Annotated in this window: 15 protein-coding genes and 2 pseudogenes; 5 read left to right on the top strand and 12 right to left on the bottom strand. The window is 26.9% G+C overall.

The window, feature by feature from the left end:
• Positions 1-15: 15 nt before the first annotated feature.
• From PG913_RS07605 to PG913_RS07595, 4 genes are read right to left on the bottom strand one after another with little or no spacing between them, the layout of a single operon-like run.
• Positions 16-2,382, bottom strand: a complete 2,367-nt coding sequence (locus tag PG913_RS07605; protein WP_271230210.1) for a TonB-dependent receptor plug domain-containing protein — start codon at positions 2,380-2,382, stop codon at positions 16-18.
• The gene (locus PG913_RS13020; RefSeq protein ID WP_408648506.1) at positions 2,375-3,037 is read right to left on the bottom strand and encodes a FecR family protein; all 663 of its coding nucleotides are present in this window, start codon (positions 3,035-3,037) and stop codon (positions 2,375-2,377) included. Before PG913_RS13020 ends, PG913_RS07605 begins: the two co-directional genes overlap by 8 nt.
• 41 nt (positions 3,038-3,078) lie before the next feature.
• A complete protein-coding gene (locus PG913_RS07600; protein ID WP_271230209.1) occupies positions 3,079-3,297 on the bottom strand; it encodes a hypothetical protein in 219 nt (72 codons plus the stop codon).
• Positions 3,298-3,343: 46 nt separating this feature from the next.
• Positions 3,344-3,862: an RNA polymerase sigma factor gene (locus tag PG913_RS07595; RefSeq protein ID WP_271230208.1), complete on the bottom strand. Its 519-nt coding sequence runs from the start codon at positions 3,860-3,862 to the stop codon at positions 3,344-3,346.
• A gap of 193 nt (positions 3,863-4,055) precedes the next feature.
• Here PG913_RS07595 and PG913_RS07590 point away from each other — a divergent pair, with 193 nt between their 5' ends.
• Entirely contained in the window at positions 4,056-4,523 is a 468-nt protein-coding gene (locus PG913_RS07590; RefSeq protein WP_271230207.1) for a DUF6495 family protein, read from the top strand.
• Here the strand turns inward: PG913_RS07590 and PG913_RS07585 are convergent.
• Entirely contained in the window at positions 4,504-5,190 is a 687-nt protein-coding gene (locus tag PG913_RS07585; RefSeq protein WP_271230206.1) for a Sir2 family NAD-dependent protein deacetylase, read from the bottom strand. The two genes, PG913_RS07590 and PG913_RS07585, sit on opposite strands and share 20 nt — an antisense overlap.
• 79 nt (positions 5,191-5,269) lie before the next feature.
• Here PG913_RS07585 and PG913_RS07580 point away from each other — a divergent pair, with 79 nt between their 5' ends.
• Entirely contained in the window at positions 5,270-5,947 is a 678-nt protein-coding gene (locus PG913_RS07580; RefSeq protein WP_271230205.1) for a TrmH family RNA methyltransferase, read from the top strand.
• Here the strand turns inward: PG913_RS07580 and PG913_RS07575 are convergent.
• The 6 genes and pseudogenes from PG913_RS07575 to PG913_RS07555 all read right to left on the bottom strand — a co-directional run bounded on the left by PG913_RS07575 (position 5,944) and on the right by PG913_RS07555 (position 12,674).
• Positions 5,944-8,256: a DNA topoisomerase 3 gene (locus tag PG913_RS07575; RefSeq protein WP_271230204.1), complete on the bottom strand. Its 2,313-nt coding sequence runs from the start codon at positions 8,254-8,256 to the stop codon at positions 5,944-5,946. The two genes, PG913_RS07580 and PG913_RS07575, sit on opposite strands and share 4 nt — an antisense overlap.
• A gap of 121 nt (positions 8,257-8,377) precedes the next feature.
• On the bottom strand, positions 8,378-9,151 hold the full coding sequence (locus tag PG913_RS07570; RefSeq protein WP_271230203.1) for an MBL fold metallo-hydrolase: 774 nt from the start codon (positions 9,149-9,151) through the stop codon (positions 8,378-8,380).
• 55 nt (positions 9,152-9,206) lie between these two features.
• The gene (locus tag PG913_RS13015; protein WP_408648505.1) at positions 9,207-9,698 is read right to left on the bottom strand and encodes a Crp/Fnr family transcriptional regulator; all 492 of its coding nucleotides are present in this window, start codon (positions 9,696-9,698) and stop codon (positions 9,207-9,209) included.
• A 110-nt stretch (positions 9,699-9,808) separates the two neighbouring features.
• Positions 9,809-10,600, bottom strand: a pseudogene (locus tag PG913_RS07565) (metallophosphoesterase); the annotation flags it as partial.
• A gap of 264 nt (positions 10,601-10,864) precedes the next feature.
• Positions 10,865-11,647, bottom strand: a pseudogene (locus tag PG913_RS07560) (TrmH family RNA methyltransferase); the annotation flags it as partial.
• 82 nt (positions 11,648-11,729) lie between these two features.
• Positions 11,730-12,674: a sialidase family protein gene (locus PG913_RS07555; protein WP_271230202.1), complete on the bottom strand. Its 945-nt coding sequence runs from the start codon at positions 12,672-12,674 to the stop codon at positions 11,730-11,732.
• A 154-nt stretch (positions 12,675-12,828) separates the two neighbouring features.
• Here PG913_RS07555 and PG913_RS07550 point away from each other — a divergent pair, with 154 nt between their 5' ends.
• Positions 12,829-13,791 carry a patatin-like phospholipase family protein gene (locus PG913_RS07550; RefSeq protein WP_271230201.1) on the top strand — a complete coding sequence of 321 codons (963 nt, stop codon included), beginning with the start codon at positions 12,829-12,831 and terminating at the stop codon, positions 13,789-13,791.
• 70 nt (positions 13,792-13,861) lie between these two features.
• Here PG913_RS07550 and PG913_RS07545 read toward each other — a convergent pair whose 3' ends face one another.
• Entirely contained in the window at positions 13,862-15,328 is a 1,467-nt protein-coding gene (locus tag PG913_RS07545; protein WP_271230200.1) for a S41 family peptidase, read from the bottom strand.
• 154 nt (positions 15,329-15,482) lie between these two features.
• On the opposite strand from PG913_RS07545, the gene PG913_RS07540 reads away from it, so the two are divergent.
• Entirely contained in the window at positions 15,483-15,992 is a 510-nt protein-coding gene (locus PG913_RS07540) for an RNA polymerase sigma factor (protein ID WP_271230199.1), read from the top strand.
• Complete coding sequence (locus PG913_RS07535) at positions 15,979-16,449, top strand: hypothetical protein (RefSeq protein WP_271230198.1); 471 nt, start codon at positions 15,979-15,981, stop codon at positions 16,447-16,449. The genes PG913_RS07540 and PG913_RS07535 overlap by 14 nt, the downstream gene beginning before the upstream one ends.
• Positions 16,450-16,451: the final 2 nt, after the last annotated feature.

The following is a 16,451-nucleotide window of genomic DNA, read 5'->3' as shown; positions in this document are numbered from 1 at the left end:
ATATTGTGAGCTTTTTTAAAAAGAAACTCTAAAGACTAAGTTAGGTGTAAAACCTAATGAAACTTTATCTATCTCGCCTATTTTATAAGTGAAATCATTATTTTTTAATTCAGTAACTGCTGTGTAATATCTATTTAAAATATTTTTTCTGTTGTAAATATTTAAAAAAGAAATACCTATTTTACCTCTCATTCTTTTAGAAAAATTGAAAGAATACGTAGCTGATAAATCTAAACGATGGTATTTAGGTAAGCGTTTAGAGTTTATGTTATCGGTATCTAAAGCTATTGTAGGAGTTTGATAATCATCATTTTCTATAAATTCATAGACAGGTGTATAAGGATTCCCTGACCTAAAATTCCAACCTAAAGATATTTCAATTTTATTAATTTTTAAGGCGTGAGACCAAGAAAAAGAATTGGTAATATCATGGTTTGCTGGAAAAAATTTGTTTTCTAAATCTAAAAATATAAATTTATTTTTAGTGTATGAATAATTAATCCAAGTACGATAATTGCCAATTTTTTTATTTATTAATAAATCAATACCCCATATTTTACCTTTCCCTTTTGAAAAATCAGAAGTTTGGTCATTATAACCTCTTGTTTGTGATGTCATACCACTAATTTTTCTTGTATATCCTTCAATATCTATTTTCCATTTATTTTTATTTAAAACCAAACCGCTAGATACTTGAAAACTTTTTTGTAGGGGTACATCGTTATTATTTACTTGTGCCCAAACCTGATTTTCAAGGTCAAAACCTAAATTAGATGATTGAAACTCTACAATTTGACCTAAAGTTTGGTGTTTTTTCTCTAAAGACATTTTAAAACTAATACCATTTTTAAAAGCTTTTTCGATATATAAACGAGGCTCAATAACAGATTTATTAATTTTATTAAAATAATTAAACCTTATTCCACTATTTATATTCCAATTATTACTATTGTATATATATTCGGTAAATAATGAGTGAGTATTATTAGTACCATTATCTTTTTGTTGGTTATTTGTAATGTTTTCATTGTAAAAGTCTACTATATAGGTTAATTCATACTGTGTTTTATTATTAGAAAAATCATACCCAAATAAGAAATTATTATTTTTATTTTTTTTGTAATTTAATAAATAAGAAAAACCAATATCTTTAATTAAGTTATTTTTAATTGATTGATTAATTAAAGAACCATTAATATAATTATAGTTTCCATAATATTTTAAATTAAATTTTGAATAATAAATTTTAAAATCATGATTTAATTTATGTGAAATTTCTTTCTTCCAAATAAAACTAATACCATTATTAATAATTTTTAAATTATCTAAATATTTATCTTCATAAATAGGAATTAAAAAATTATTAGATAACTTATTTTTAGTGTATAAAAAGTTAAAAGAAAAAGTTTCTTTTTGTGATGGTTTTACAATCAATTTAGCTGAGTAATCTGTAAAGTAAAAATTATTATCTCTATTAAAAGAAATATTATTGTCAATAATATTTCTTTCTTGAGCATCATTAAAAGTTTTAAATACCCTATTTGATAGTTTATTAAAAGTAAAAGTATTTACAAAGTCAGTAAAAGAGCGTCTAAAAGAAGTTGTAATTGCTATTTTTTTAGATAATGGAATTCTAATAAAAGCATCAGCATGAGTCATATTAAAACCAAAACCTCCTGTTATTTTTTTAGGGATATTATCTTTTGTAGTAATATCTATTACACCAGATATTTTATTCCCATATCTTGCCTGAGTACCGCTCTTTGAAAGTGTTATTTTTTTAGTTGTGTAAGGATTAAAAGCTGAAATCATTCCAAAAAAATGACCAGAATAATACATTTTTATTCCGTCCCAAAAAATTAAATTTTGATCAGGAGTTCCACCTCTTATATAAATTCCTGAAGCAGTTTCGTTAGGGCTTTGTACACCTGGTATAATTTTTAAGCTTTCTAAAATATCAGGTTCTGTTAATCCAGGAAGTACTCCTAATTGTTGAGGTATTATGGTAATACTACCATTTTTATTTTTATTAATTCCAGAAGTTACATAGTTATTAACTAATACTTCTTTTAAAAGATTAAAATGATGTTCTTTTTGTTGAAGTGTAATAAAATAATAAATATTGTTTATTTTATTAAATTTTAGGAGTGTTTTATGCTCGATTTCATTAATGAATTCATCAAGTAAACATTCTTTTTTAGTGAACGAAAATATCGTATCTTTAATTATATCTGCATCAAATGAAAGTTTCACCTTAAAATTAGCTTCTGTTTTTTTTAGAACTTCTAAAATAGGTGTATTAGAAAAAGTAATGTCTATTTTTTCTTGAGAAAAAATAGACATTACTAAGCAGATAAAAACTATACTTAATATTTTATTCATTATTATATGTTAGTATAACTAAATTAGTTTCTGCTAATTTAAATGAAATATTCATAGGAGCAAAAACAGTTTTTAAAGCGATATTAACATTATCATGGGTAAATGTACCTGTAAAACGTTTATTGATATCTATTTTATTTATATCAAATTTTAAATTGTATTGTTTTTTTAGCCTTAAAATTACTTCGCTAAGAGGAGCGTTATTAAAACTACTTTCTCCGTTTAACCAAGAAGGATTTTTTTTGATAAAACTCCAATTTTCGCTTTTATTTTGATAAACTCTAAACGCTTTTCCTTTTGATAAAACAACTTCATTTTTATTTTTTGATATTGCTTTTACTTTTCCTTCAAAACATTGAACTTCAAATATGTTTTTTGAAGAGTTTACAGTAAACTTAGTACCTAAGACTACAACATCACCTTTTTTTGTGTGTACAGTAAATGTCTTTCCTTTTTCAACTTCAAAGTAAGCTTTTCCTGTTAATGATAAATTTCTGTTTTTATTCCAATTTTTTTCGGTGAATTCTAAACTAGAATCAGCAGAAAGATACGCTATTGAATTGTCAGGTAATTTAATGGTTATTTGCTCTCCGTATTTTGTTGAAAAAGTGGTGTCATTATTACTATTAAAATAAAAAACAGTTAAAAATAAAATAATCGATGCTACTCCGCTATATAGCCACCAAGGTTTTAAGTTTATAACTTTTGATTTTTTTCTTTTTGTAGTTTTGCTGTTATTTTATTAAAAACACCAGATTTATCATAGTCAGGGACTGTTAAAAATTGTGATGCTTCATTAATTTTATTAAACTCATGAAATACATCAGAGTTTTGAAATTCTTTCAATTCAGTAGCAGACAAGTCATTTGCAACCCATCTAGCTAAAAAAGTTTCATCTGTATATATCTGTTTCATTATTTGTTTTTTTACATAAGAACAATTAAAATAGGAGTTACCCTACTTAAACTTTACCTATTTTATCTTTTAAAGTAAATAGTGCTTTACTCATTCTTTTTTCTATAGCTTTTACTGATACTCCAACGATTTCAGAAATTTCAATATATTTTTTTTTATCAATTCTACTTAAAAGAAATACTTCTCGTTGTTTTTCAGGTAAATCAGCAATTGCTTTTTTTAATTTTATATAAAATTCTTTTTCTTCAAGAATAAATTCAGGTGTTAAGTTGGTTTTATCTCTATTAACATTTGTTTTTTGATGTTGTAATACTACTTTTTTATGTGCAACTTCATTTAAAAAACGATTATTAGCTACGGTATATAAAAATGATTTTGATTTTTCAAAGATTATTTTATTGCAATTATCCCATAACTTTATGTAAGATTCTTGAACAATATCTTCTGCTTGTTGTGTATTTCCGCATTTGTAATAAATATAGTTTCTTAGCGAATTAGAGTGTTTGTTAAATATTTCTTCAAAATTTTTTTGCTCACAAACAGATTTTAAATTGTCTTTCTTCATTTAAATCGTTTTCAGTATAGTTACAAAAATATAAATTTGAAATTAACAAACACCTAAAATGTTAAATAAGTCTTTATTAAATGTTAATTATATCAGTTAATAATTGATTTAATTTAAGAATATCTTACATACTTATTGGTTATTTTTAGTGTTTAAAATTGCTAAAATCTAAATTATGTATTAAAATTGCCGAATGAAGTATAGACAATTAACTAAAGAGCAATTTGAAGGATTACATGAAGAATTTGCTCGTTTTTTAGCATCGCAAAGTATTGATGCTAAAGAATGGAAAGAAATAAAAGAACAAAAACCAGCAGTAGCAGAGGATGAAATGAATGTTTTTAGCGATGTTGTTTGGGATGATGTGCTTACTAAAACTGAATATTTAGAGCATTTTTCACCAAAAATGGTTAATTTATTCAAATGCGATAAAGATGAAATTCATCGTATTATGATAACTATTGATAAAGATATAAATCTGTTAGAACAAGAAGGTTTTGAGTGGTTAATGCAAAACCCGAATGATGAAAAAGTAGAACTTTTTACAGGAACAATAAAGTATAAAAAAGAACGAAATGTTGAGGTTTTCGATTTAATAGAAAAAGGAAGTTCAATATCAAAAGGAGAAATATACGAATACTTTAATCGATTAACATCGTAAGTAATGTATCGGTTCCACTACTAGCAACGTCTTTAATAATGGTTAAATTAGTAAAGGCGTTTTTAGTAATTACAGGTTTTGGATCAATAAAATAAATAGGTGTGTTTTCAGATACATAATCAATTAAACTTGCCGCAGGATATACTTGCATTGATGTTCCTATAATTACTAAAACATCAGCTTTTAATGTTGTTTCAATAGCTTTTTCAAGCATCGGAACATCTTCTCCAAACCAAACAATATGTGGTCTTAATTGGGCGTTTTTTTCACATAAATCACCTAAAAAAATATCTTTTGTACAGGTGTAAATTAGGTTTTCATCAATTGTACTTTTTGACTTTAATAGTTCGCCATGCAAATGTAGAACACTTGAACTTTTAGCTCGTTCATGTAAATCATCTACATTTTGAGTAATGATATCAACTTGATACTTTTCTTCTAACTTTGTTAAATTATGATGTGCTTTATTAGGTGAAACGGATAGTAATTGTTTTCTACGTTGATTATAAAAATCAAGAACTAATTCAGGATTATTTTTAAATCCTTCAGGTGAGGCAACATCATAAATATTATGACCTTCCCATAAACCATCAGCATCTCTAAAAGTTTTAATACCGCTTTCGGCACTAATTCCTGCTCCTGTTAATATTACCAATCTTTTTTTCATTTGTATTATTTTTTCTGGTAAAAAAATCCATTATCAATTTTGATGATACTAAAGTATGAAATTTTAGTATTTTTGCAAGATGATTGATGAAGGATTATTAGCATATTTAGAAGGTTTTATTACCGATAAAAGAAAAGAAACATTTAATAGAGTTTTAAATGAAAGAACACGTCATTTTACCGTTGTTTTAGAAGATATTTATCAACCTCATAACGCAAGTGCGGTGGTGAGAAGTTGTGACATTTTTGGTGTTCAAGATGTCTATGCCATTGAAAATAGATTTACAAATAAAGTGTCTAGACACGTTGCAAAAGGAAGTCAAAAATGGTTAAATATCAACAGATATAAAGAAGATGGCGATAATACCAAAGCATGTATCGACGATTTACGTGCAAAAGGATATCAAATAATTGGAACAACTCCACACACAGATTCTTGTGTATTATCTGATTTTGATGTTACTAAAAAATCGGCATTTGTATTTGGTGCAGAAAAAGACGGAATTTCTGATTATATAAAACAAGAAGCTGACGGTTTTTTAAAAATTCCGATGGTTGGTTTTACAGAAAGTTTAAATATTTCAGTAGCAGCTGCAATTACTTTAAATGATGTTACAGCTCGTTTACGTAAAACAGATTTAAACTGGCAATTAAGCAAAGAAGAACAGCGTGTTTTATATTTTGAATGGATTAAAAACACGATAAAAAATCCTGATAAACTAATTGAATATTATCATAAAGAATTAGAAAAATCTTAGTTAGTACTGATAATATTTAAAACCAAATCTTTAGTCAACGTTTGTCCGTTGGCTATTTTTTTGATGTTATCAAAAGTAAATACAAAATTACAACCAGTTTTATAATCAGAGCATCCGTAAGCAGATTTTCCTTTTAAAATTGTTCCTTTTTTACATTTCGGACAAGGAATAATATCTGTGTTTTTTTGAGTTGATATTTGATTTACTGTTTGAACTGTTGCTTGTTTTGGCTCTAGTTTTAAGTTGAAGTTTTCATCAAAACGAACTAAGCCTTCTATTTTATCATCTCCATTTTTGAAACCTTTTAAATTGGTCGTACAACCTTTATCAATCAATCGAATTAATTGATTTTCAGATATTTTTTTATCCATAAAACTAAAAGGTAATTTAAAATCACAACCAGTTTTATAGCCAGAGCATCCGTAAGCGGTACTTCCTTTTAATAATTGTCCTTTTTTACATTTTGGACATTCTTTACCAACGATTGTTTTTTTCTGAGGAACAGCCTTTTTTACAACTTTCTGAGTTTCATTATCCGAAGAAAGTCGTTTTGTTTTGGTGCTTGAACGAACTTCATACACTAATTCATCCACCATTTTTTTCATGTTTTTGATAAATGTTCCTGCATTAAATTCCCCACGTTCAATTTCCTTTAAACGTTTTTCCCAAAGTCCTGTAAGTTCTGCGGATTTTAATAATTCATTATCAATTAAATCAATTAAATCAATTCCTGTTTTAGTCGGAATTACCAGTTTCTTCTGACGTTCAATATATTTTCTTCGGAATAAAGTTTCAATAATACTTGCACGAGTTGATGGACGACCGATACCATTTTCTTTCATTAATTCACGCATTTCATCGTCATCAACTTGTTTTCCTGCGGTTTCCATAGCACGTAATAAACTTGCTTCGGTGTAATTTCGTGGTGGTTTGGTTTCTTTTTCTAAAAAACTAGGTTCGTGTGTTCCTTTTTCACCTTTTACAAAAGTTGGTAATACATTAGTTTCTGTTTTTTTACTGTCATTTGCGTGTTCAAAAACAATACGCCATCCTTTTGATAAGATTTCTTTACCGCTTGTTTTAAAAGAGATATCTCCAATTTTTCCAATTACAGATGTATTGGCAACATCGCTTTCAGGATAAAAAACAGCAATAAAACGACGGGTAATAATATCGTAGACTTGTTGCTGATTATAAGGTAAATTATTTTGAATTCCAGTAGGAATAATAGCGTGGTGATCTGTTACTTTTTTATCATCAAAAACCTTTTTAGATTTCTTTATTTTCTGACCTAATAATGGTTTTGTTAAGGTGCTAAAATTGGTTAGTTTCGATAAAATTCCTGCAATTTTTGGATAGACATCATTTGGTAAAAAAGTAGTATCAACCCTTGGGTATGTTACAACTTTCATTTCATAAAGCTTTTGAACCATTTTTAATGTTTCATCGGCAGAAAATCCGAATTTATTATTACAATATACTTGTAAACCTGTTAAATCGAATAATTTAGGAGCGTATTCTTTTCCTTTTTTCTTGGTTACTGAAGTAATTTCAAAGTCACTTTCTTTTACTTTATCAGCAAAAATTTGTCCTTCTTCTTTTTTTAAAAAACGACCTTCTTCGTAACTAAAAAGTGTTTCTCTGTATAAAGTTTGTAGTTCCCAGTAAGGTTGTGATTTAAAATTTTGAATTTCTTTAAATCGATTAACTAACATTGCAAGGGTAGGAGTTTGTACTCTTCCTACGGATAATATTTGTTTGTATCCGCCAAATTTAACGGTGTATAATCGAGTGGCATTTAAGCCTAATAACCAATCACCAATAGCACGTGAAAACCCTGCATAATATAAATTATCGTATTGCGATGCTGGTTTTAAGTTTTTAAAACCATCTCTAATAGCTTCTTCTGTTAATGAAGAAATCCATAAACGTTGTACTTCACCTTTATAATTTGCTTGATTTATTACCCAACGCTGTATTAATTCTCCTTCAGTTCCTGCATCACCACAATTGATAACAACATCGGCTTTATCAAATAATGATTTTACAGTTTTAAACTGTTTTTGAATCCCTTCATCACCAGTTACCTTGGTATTAAAATGTTCAGGAAGCATTGGTAAATTATTCAAATCCCAACTTTTCCAATGAGGTTTGTAATCTTTAGGCTCTAAAAGTGTGCACAAATGCCCAAAAGTGTAGGTTACTGCATAGCCGTTACCTTCAAAATATCCATCTCGTTTGGTGTTGGCTCCTAATATATTAGCAATTTCTCTTGCTACACTTGGTTTTTCGGCAATACAGACTTTCATTTGTTTTATTTAGATAGTCGAAATTACTAAAATATTTACGAATGTTGAAAAATGATTTTGATTAGTTTTTAAATTAAAAAATAGTGTGTTTGTAAATGAATGTAAATAATACTATTTTTTATTATTTTGTTAGTTCTATTATTTCTCCATCATCAGGAATTAAAACTTTGTTATTTAGTTTTTTATTTATCAAAATTTCTTTTAATTGATTTCTAGTTAATGGACAGTGGTTTATAGCTTCCATATGATTTGCTATAACAATTCCTGATGAATTTTTAATAAACTTTAAAATATCATTAATATCCATAATTAGTTTTTTAAATAAATCAAACTGTGCTGTTCCACAAGCTAAAACACTAATATCTGGTTTGTAATTTTTTAATACGTTATCTACTGATTTAGTATAAACAGTATCTGCACTAAGGTATATTGATTTCTGTTGAGGTAGTTTTATATAAAACCCAATTACATTTCCCATTGGTTTAGATATAAATCCGTATCCATGTTTAGCAGGTATTCCTTCTATTGTACCATTTAAAAAACTTTTTTCTTCTCCGTATTTTAAGGTGTTAATAATATTTAGCCCTCTTTTTTTTAGTACTTTTTTATCTTTTATACTGCAAGTAACAGGTATATTTTTTTCTAATAAAAAGGCTATACCTTTACTATCTAGATGGTCAGGGTGAAGGTGGGTAATTAAACAATGTGTTACTTTTTTTAGTATTTCATTTGTATTATTAGGTAGTGAAACCGTAGGATTTCTTTTAGCTTTATATTTAAAAAGAGTAAAAGTAGGCATAAACCCTTTGTTACCTAACATAGGGTCAATTAGAATAACATCTTTTTCAGTTTCTATAATCATAGTAGCATTTCTAATGTGGTGTATTTTTAACATTCTTTATTTTTTATACAAATGTCAGGTTATGAAATGCTATTTTTATTGATTCAAATCAAGAAGTACGTTTTTTTATTCGGCTTAATGTTTCAGGAGTAATATTTAAATAAGATGCAATATGATATTGAGGTACTTTTTTTATCCACTCGGGTTTATAAGTAAATAATTCTTGATATAATTCATCAGGTGTTTTAGTTATTTTATTAAATTCTAATATGTTCTTATGTTTTAATAAATTTTGAAAAGATTTTTCTATTAATAATTTAGCACAATTATGTTTTTCTAATAGATTAAAAAATGATTGTTTACCAATACTTAAAATTTCTGAATCAGAAAGACATTCTTGATATTTTTTAGTTTCTAAATTATTAATAAAAGGTAATAAATCAGAAATAAATTGTGGTTTAGTATAAAAATTAATATTTATTTCTTTTTCAGAACTAGCATAATATTCTCTTACAATTCCTTTATTTAAAAATCTAAGTTGTTTTTCTTTTTTATTAGCACGTAAAATAATGCTTCCTTTTTTATAATTATTGGTTTGAATAATATCAATAAATTCTTCTAAACCATGATTATTTAAAGAATATTGATTTTTTAAAAAAAATAAAATTTCAGAATATTGATTATTAATAAGCGTTTATTTAATGATAATTATTAGTTTTTAAATCGGATTTTTTTACCTTTTAAAGTAGCTCTAAAATACTTATTGTTTTTTATCAATAATAATTCTCCGTATTTACCATTTTTGATACTAGAATCTACTCCAAAAACTTTATGATTAAACAGTTCAACAACAGTTTCATTAGAACAATGACCAACAATAATATGTTTGGAATTTATATCTTTTAAAATATCAGAAACATCAGTATTTTTTAAATTATCATTAAAATAACCACGATACCATATTAGACTTTTATTACCATAATAGGTATTATAAAAATTAGTAGTTTTCATTTCTTCTGTTGTTTTATCAATAGAAGCTCTCATAATATTGTTTATATTTTCAATATCAAAATCAGTATTATTTATAAAATATTTAGAAATACCACCATGAGCAAAAGTATTATTATTTATTTTAAGAATAGTAGGTTTAGAGCGTAGCCACTTTCCTATAACTGTTTTATTACTATATAATTGATTGTAATTTAAGTTTAATAATTTAGATGTTTGTTTGTATTTATCACTAATATATCTTAAGTCTTTACGAAGAACCATATATTCATGATTTCCTAAAATAAAATGAACATTTCCGCCTTTTTTTATGGCTTCATTTTCAAGTTTATAAATTAACCAAAGTGTTTCATTTACTTTATCACCTCTATCAAAAATATCACCAACAATTACTAAATGACCTTTTCCGAAATTCCAATTTAGATTTTTATCAATTATTTTATTATTTTTTAATAATTCAACGGCTAAATCATATTGTCCATGAATATCACTTAAAACGGCTATTTTTTTTACATTTTTATAAATAGCTTTTTTAGGATAAAAAATAGTATCGTAAGTATTAGTAGCTAATTCTTTAGATAAAATATTACCTTTTTCTATTGATTTTTGAATCAGTTTATTTTCTGATATAAATATATAAGGACCATCTGAAATTTCAGATAAATTATCTTTTTGACCAAAAAGAGCAACGTTTGAAATTAACAATAATAGATAAAAAGTATTTTTAATAATTATTTTTATCATTATTTCAGTTAAATTTCGTTGTCTTTTAGCTTCAAAAGTTAAAATTGCAGCAGCAACCGAAACATTCATAGAATCAATAGCTCCTTGCATAGGAATATTTATATTTTGAGTTGCTTTATCACGCCAAGTTTGAGTTAAACCTGTTGATTCTGTACCAACAACTAACGCAGTAGCTGAGGTGTAATCATTTTTATGATATTCGTTTGAATTTTGCAAAGTCGCGCTATAAATATTGATGTTTTTTTCTTGTAAAAAAGCAATAATTTCTTCGGATGTACCAACGCCAATTTGATTTGTAAAAACACAACCAACACTAGAGCGTACAATATTCGGATTGAATAAATCAGTTTTAGGATTTGCTATAAAAACGGCATCAATATTAGCGGCATCGGCAGTACGAAGCATTGCACCGATATTTCCAGGTTTTTCAATACCTTCTAAAACTAAAACAAGTGGAGTAGTAGTTTTAAATTTGATAGTATCTAAACTAAAATTTTTAGTTTTTACAACAGCGACTACACCTTCGGTAGTATCGCGATAAGCTATTTTTTGATAAATTTCTTTGGTAATTTCTATACAAGAAGCAGTAGCTACTTTAATAGCGTTTAAATCTTCAAAAGAAAACATATCAGGAACAAATAAAATAGTATCTATTTCATATCCGCCTTTTATGACTAACGAAATTTCACGTTGTCCTTCAACTAAAAATAACCCTTTCTTTTTTCGTTCACGAGATTTATCTTGAAGTTTCAATAAATCTTTAATATAAGGATTTTGTATACTGCTAATCTGTTTCATAAACGCAAAAATACCCAATATTCGCTGTTTTTATGGCTATTTATAGGAGAATATTTTATCAAAATATTTAATTGAAAATTTTTTAATGATTGTTAAATACTAATTTCCCTAATTTTTGATGACCTGATAACCATGCTGTATTTTTATCTGAAAATTGAATTGTGTAATAACTATCTTTATTGATTTCTTTCCAAGTATATCCGCTATCATTAGAAAAAGATACGCCTGTTTTTCCAACAGCAAAGACTTCTTTACCATTTGTATTAGGAACATATTGTACACAGCTTTTATAAGTCGGGTTTTGATTATCGGCAACAACTGTCCATGTTTTTCCTCCATCCGAAGTAATTGCTTTATTAGCGCAATTATCGTTTTGTTTTAAATAATCTCCACCAATAGCAATACCGTTTAGTTCATCATAAAAATCAATAGAATAAATCCCTTGAGTTTCATTTCCTTGGATAATTGGCGTATTATAAATCTCCCAAGTGTTTCCGTAATCGGTAGATTTTAAAATTCGTGATTTTGTTCCGCCCGAAGCAATCCATACGGTGTTATTAATAATAGCAACATTGGTGTTACTTGCTGCAAAAAAAGCTTCTCCTTTTTCAAATTTAGGTAATGCTGAACATGGTAATTTAGTCCAGGTATTACCATTGTCTGATGTTAAAATTATAGAAGGACAGTTTTCTTCTTCTGTAGGATCACCAACAGCAATACCGTGTTTTTTATCAGAAAAAAACTTTATAGCATCATAAAAAACCTTTGGATGTTTTTCGGTATAAACTAATTCGAAATCAGTTTTATTGTATTTATATAAAAGTGCTGGATTTCCTATTGATAAAGCAAAAAAGTGAGTTCCATTATAAGCTAAACTTCTGTAATTTGGTGTAATTGAATCATATCTGTAATTATAACAGTTAAAATCTTCGCCATTAAAAGTGTAGCCAAGTTCACCGTTTGAAGAAGCATAATAAATTTCTTTATCATTTATAACTTTAATAGCTCTTATATCTAAACTATCCATTTTAAATTCATGAATATTTACTTGTTTAATGTTTCTTGAGCTATATTCTTTTTGACATTGAAAAAGAAATAAATAAGACTAGAATTAAAATAGGGAAATGTTTCATTTTTTGATATTTTTACAGAACTAAATTAGTGAAAGCAATCTAAATTATATGAAAAAAGCATTGGTAATTTCTGGAGGAGGAAGCAAAGGCGCATTTGCAGGTGGTGTTGTTGAGTATTTGATGAAAGAAAAGAAAAAAGATTATGATTTATTTTTAGGTACATCAACAGGAAGTTTAATGGTTTCGCATTTAGCGTTAAAAAAAGTGGATGCTTTAAAGGAAATATATACCAATGTTAATCAAAAATCTATTTTTAGTAACAGTCCTTTTAAGATTAAGGTAGTTCATGGCGAAAAAGTAATTTACATTCGACATATAAACACTTTATGGAATTTTTTAAATGGTAGAAAAACTTTTGGAGAAAGTAAAAATTTAAGAAAATTGATAAAAAATAATGTTACTCGCGAAATGTATGATGAAATTCGCCAGAGTAATAAAGAAGTAGTTGTAACTGTTTCAAATTTAACAGCCAATAAAATAGAGTATAAAGCGATTTCTGAATGTACTTATGAAGATTTTTGTGATTGGATTTGGGGTTCGTGTAATTACGTTCCGTTTATGAGTTTACTAGAAAAAAATGGCTGTCAGTATGCTGATGGAGGTTTTGGAAGCCTAATACCTATAAGAGAAGCCATTTTAAGAGGTGCTAAAGAAATTGATGCGGTAATTTTAGAAACAGAAGTAAATCAAATAAATAGAATGCCTGCAAATAACCCATTTTCACTGATGTTAGATGTTTTTGGCTTTTTATTAGAACACGTAGAAAAACACAATATTACTATTGGTAAACTTACAGCTAAGCATCATGATGTAAAATTAAACTTATATTATACTCCAACAGTTTTAACAACTAATACTTTAGTTTTTGATAAAGTAAAAATGACAAAATGGTGGAAATCAGGCTATGATTATGCTAAAACATTAGATGCCGAAAAAATGATTCAATTTAGACCAGATATGTTAGATGATGATGAAATAGAAGAAGGTTTAGAAAATAGTTTATTATCATAAATGTTTACTTTAATCGATAAAAAAATCTAGCAATATCGCTAGATTTTTTTTATCAATTAAATTTAGAAAATTAATTCAAATTAATATACATATTGTTATAATCGATATTTGTTATAGATGAATTCCAATGATTACTACCAGTATTAAATCCTTTTTTAGAAGTATTAGTTCCTTTGCTTCCAACGGTAATATATTCGATAGCTTTTTCAAGTAAAGGCTCTGTAATGTCTCCAATTACTCCTAAGTTTTCTGAGTTTTCTTCTAAAAGAACTTCAGGAATAAATCCATTAGGTTTATTTTCACCAAGTTTATTCTGAATTTCTAAAACAATAGGTTGCATTGCCCAAGTATGATTTGTTTTAAAGTTAGCTCCATTACGTTGAAAATTATCAGAATCATATAAAGTGATAGAACCAACGTGTTTACCATAAGTTTGTGTACCTACTAATTTCACATTAATATAAGGTTTTAGAGCATTTATAACTAATTCAGAAGCAGATGCTGTATTTTCTGATACAATAAAATATACCGTATTCATACCAACGCTATTAATAGTTTCATCTAAAATTATATTTCCGTTACTATCTTTATTTAATATTTTGTCAGTAAAATTATTTTCAAGTTTATCAGGTGTTATTGCCTTCATAAATTTACTGTTCCATACTTGTTTAGAAAATAATTCCTTGTTAAACTGACCAGTAATCATACTTCCTAAATAAACGGCTGATTGCACAGAACCACCACCATTATAACGTAAATCGATAATTAAATGAGTAATTGCTTCATTTTTAAATTTAGCAAAAGCTGTATTTAATTCACCATCAAAAGAACTAGAAAATTGATTATACATTAAATATCCAATTTTATTAGCTCCGTTGTTTATTACTTTAACTTCTTTTATAGGATTTTCAGTTACTTGAGAGCTTGTTAATGAAATAGTATTACCGTTGCTAACAGGATTTCCCATATTATAATCGGCTAAATGTATGGTAAATGAATTACTATTAAGTAATGAATTAACATTTGTTCTTGTAATTTGTGTACCGTTAACTTCAGAAATAAGCATTCCTCTAGTTACTCCATTAATATCTGCATCTGAAGTTTTTACAACATCATATACATACACATAATAATTGTCAGAACCATCTAAATAATTAGCTCCCTTTAACTTCATACCTGTTGTTAAACGAATACTTTGAAAAGATTGCTCTAAAGCAATATAATCATCAGTAATCCAAGAATAGTTTCTGTTAGGGTTTTTTGGATATTCATTTTCATAAGATAATAAATTAGAAAATAAATCACTAGGGTTTTCTGTTTCCGATAAATAACTATACAATTGCTGGTCGTTAGTAAAACGTGTGTCAGATAAATCAGTAACTTGATCTTGCCATAAATAGAATGCATTTAATCCTTTCCAAACAAAACTTTGAATTTGAATATCATTAGGGGTTTCTCCTTTTTTACTACAAGAAACTATTGATATCAATAAAAACAAGTAAAAAAAGGTACTAAAAGATGTTTTAAGTAATTTCATAAGGAATATATTGGCTATAGTATCAACGCAATTTAGTGAATAATATTATTTTTTTTAATTTTTGATGTAACAAACTTAAAACTATCTCGTCGTAGTTATGTAAACCCACTAGATATAAAGTTTTATAAGTTTACAAAACTAACCTACTACAAAAATGAATCAATCAGACTTTTTAAAAGTTGTCATGCCATTTAAAGATAAAGTCTTTCGTTTAGCAAAAAGGCTTTTAGTTTCGAGAGAAGAAGCGGAAGATGCGACACAAGAACTAGTATTTAAATTATGGAAAAACAAAGAAAAACTGTCTGATTATAAAAATGTAGAAGCATTTGCAATGACAATGACAAAAAATTATTGTTATGATCGATTAAAATCGAAACAAGCAAGTAATTTGACTTTGGTTCATACTAATTATAAAGAAAAAGAAACACCCTTAGATAAAAAAGTAGAACACAATGACAGTGTAAGTTTAGTTCATCAGTTGATTGAAAAATTACCAGCACAACAAAAAATTATTATTCAATTAAGAGATGTGGAACAATATGATTTTGATGAAATATGTAAAATGGTAGACATGAAACCAACTGCTGTTAGAGTAGCTTTATCTAGAGCAAGAAAAACAATAAGACAAGAACTGATTAAAAAACATAACTATGGAGTTAACTAACATAGAAAAATTAGTAGAAAAATACTTAAATGCAACAACTACTTTGCAAGAAGAAGAAGTATTACAAAAATACTTTACTTCAGATAATGTAGCAGTGCATTTACAAGAATACAGTATATTATTTAGTTACTTTAAACAGAGTAAAAACGATACGTTTACAAAAACCATTCAGTTACAACCTGAGAAACCTAAGAAGAACTGGAAATGGTTATCGGTAGCAGCGTCAATAGTTTTGTTATTAAGTTTATTTGTGGGTAATGAAAAATATAAAGAGCATCAACAAAGGAAACAGTTCGTAGAAATTACTACAGCGTTACAAATGGTTTCAATAAATTTAAACAAAGGAAACGAAGCATTATATGCCGTTTCAGATAACTTAAACAAAGGAAATGAAGCTCTAGAATATTTGAATACCTACGAAGAAACAATAGATAAAGTAATAAAGACTGTAAATTAATA

Source organism: Tenacibaculum pacificus (genome assembly GCF_027941775.1).
Taxonomy (GTDB): domain Bacteria; phylum Bacteroidota; class Bacteroidia; order Flavobacteriales; family Flavobacteriaceae; genus Polaribacter; species Polaribacter pacificus_A.
This window is presented reverse-complemented; position numbering and strand designations above follow the sequence as displayed.

Coding starts and splice junctions, on each gene's coding strand:
- PG913_RS07585 (WP_271230206.1), bottom strand. CDS start 5,190: ATGAAAAAAAGATTGGTAATATTAACAGGAGCAGGAATTAGTGCCGAA.
- PG913_RS07595 (WP_271230208.1), bottom strand. CDS start 3,862: ATGAAGAAAGACAATTTAAAATCTGTTTGTGAGCAAAAAAATTTTGAA.
- PG913_RS07555 (WP_271230202.1), bottom strand. CDS start 12,674: ATGGATAGTTTAGATATAAGAGCTATTAAAGTTATAAATGATAAAGAA.
- PG913_RS07590 (WP_271230207.1), top strand. CDS start 4,056: ATGAAGTATAGACAATTAACTAAAGAGCAATTTGAAGGATTACATGAA.
- PG913_RS07540 (WP_271230199.1), top strand. CDS start 15,483: ATGAATCAATCAGACTTTTTAAAAGTTGTCATGCCATTTAAAGATAAA.
- PG913_RS07535 (WP_271230198.1), top strand. CDS start 15,979: ATGGAGTTAACTAACATAGAAAAATTAGTAGAAAAATACTTAAATGCA.
- PG913_RS07545 (WP_271230200.1), bottom strand. CDS start 15,328: ATGAAATTACTTAAAACATCTTTTAGTACCTTTTTTTACTTGTTTTTA.
- PG913_RS07580 (WP_271230205.1), top strand. CDS start 5,270: ATGATTGATGAAGGATTATTAGCATATTTAGAAGGTTTTATTACCGAT.
- PG913_RS07605 (WP_271230210.1), bottom strand. CDS start 2,382: ATGAATAAAATATTAAGTATAGTTTTTATCTGCTTAGTAATGTCTATT.
- PG913_RS07575 (WP_271230204.1), bottom strand. CDS start 8,256: ATGAAAGTCTGTATTGCCGAAAAACCAAGTGTAGCAAGAGAAATTGCT.
- PG913_RS07570 (WP_271230203.1), bottom strand. CDS start 9,151: ATGTTAAAAATACACCACATTAGAAATGCTACTATGATTATAGAAACT.
- PG913_RS07600 (WP_271230209.1), bottom strand. CDS start 3,297: ATGAAACAGATATATACAGATGAAACTTTTTTAGCTAGATGGGTTGCA.
- PG913_RS07550 (WP_271230201.1), top strand. CDS start 12,829: ATGAAAAAAGCATTGGTAATTTCTGGAGGAGGAAGCAAAGGCGCATTT.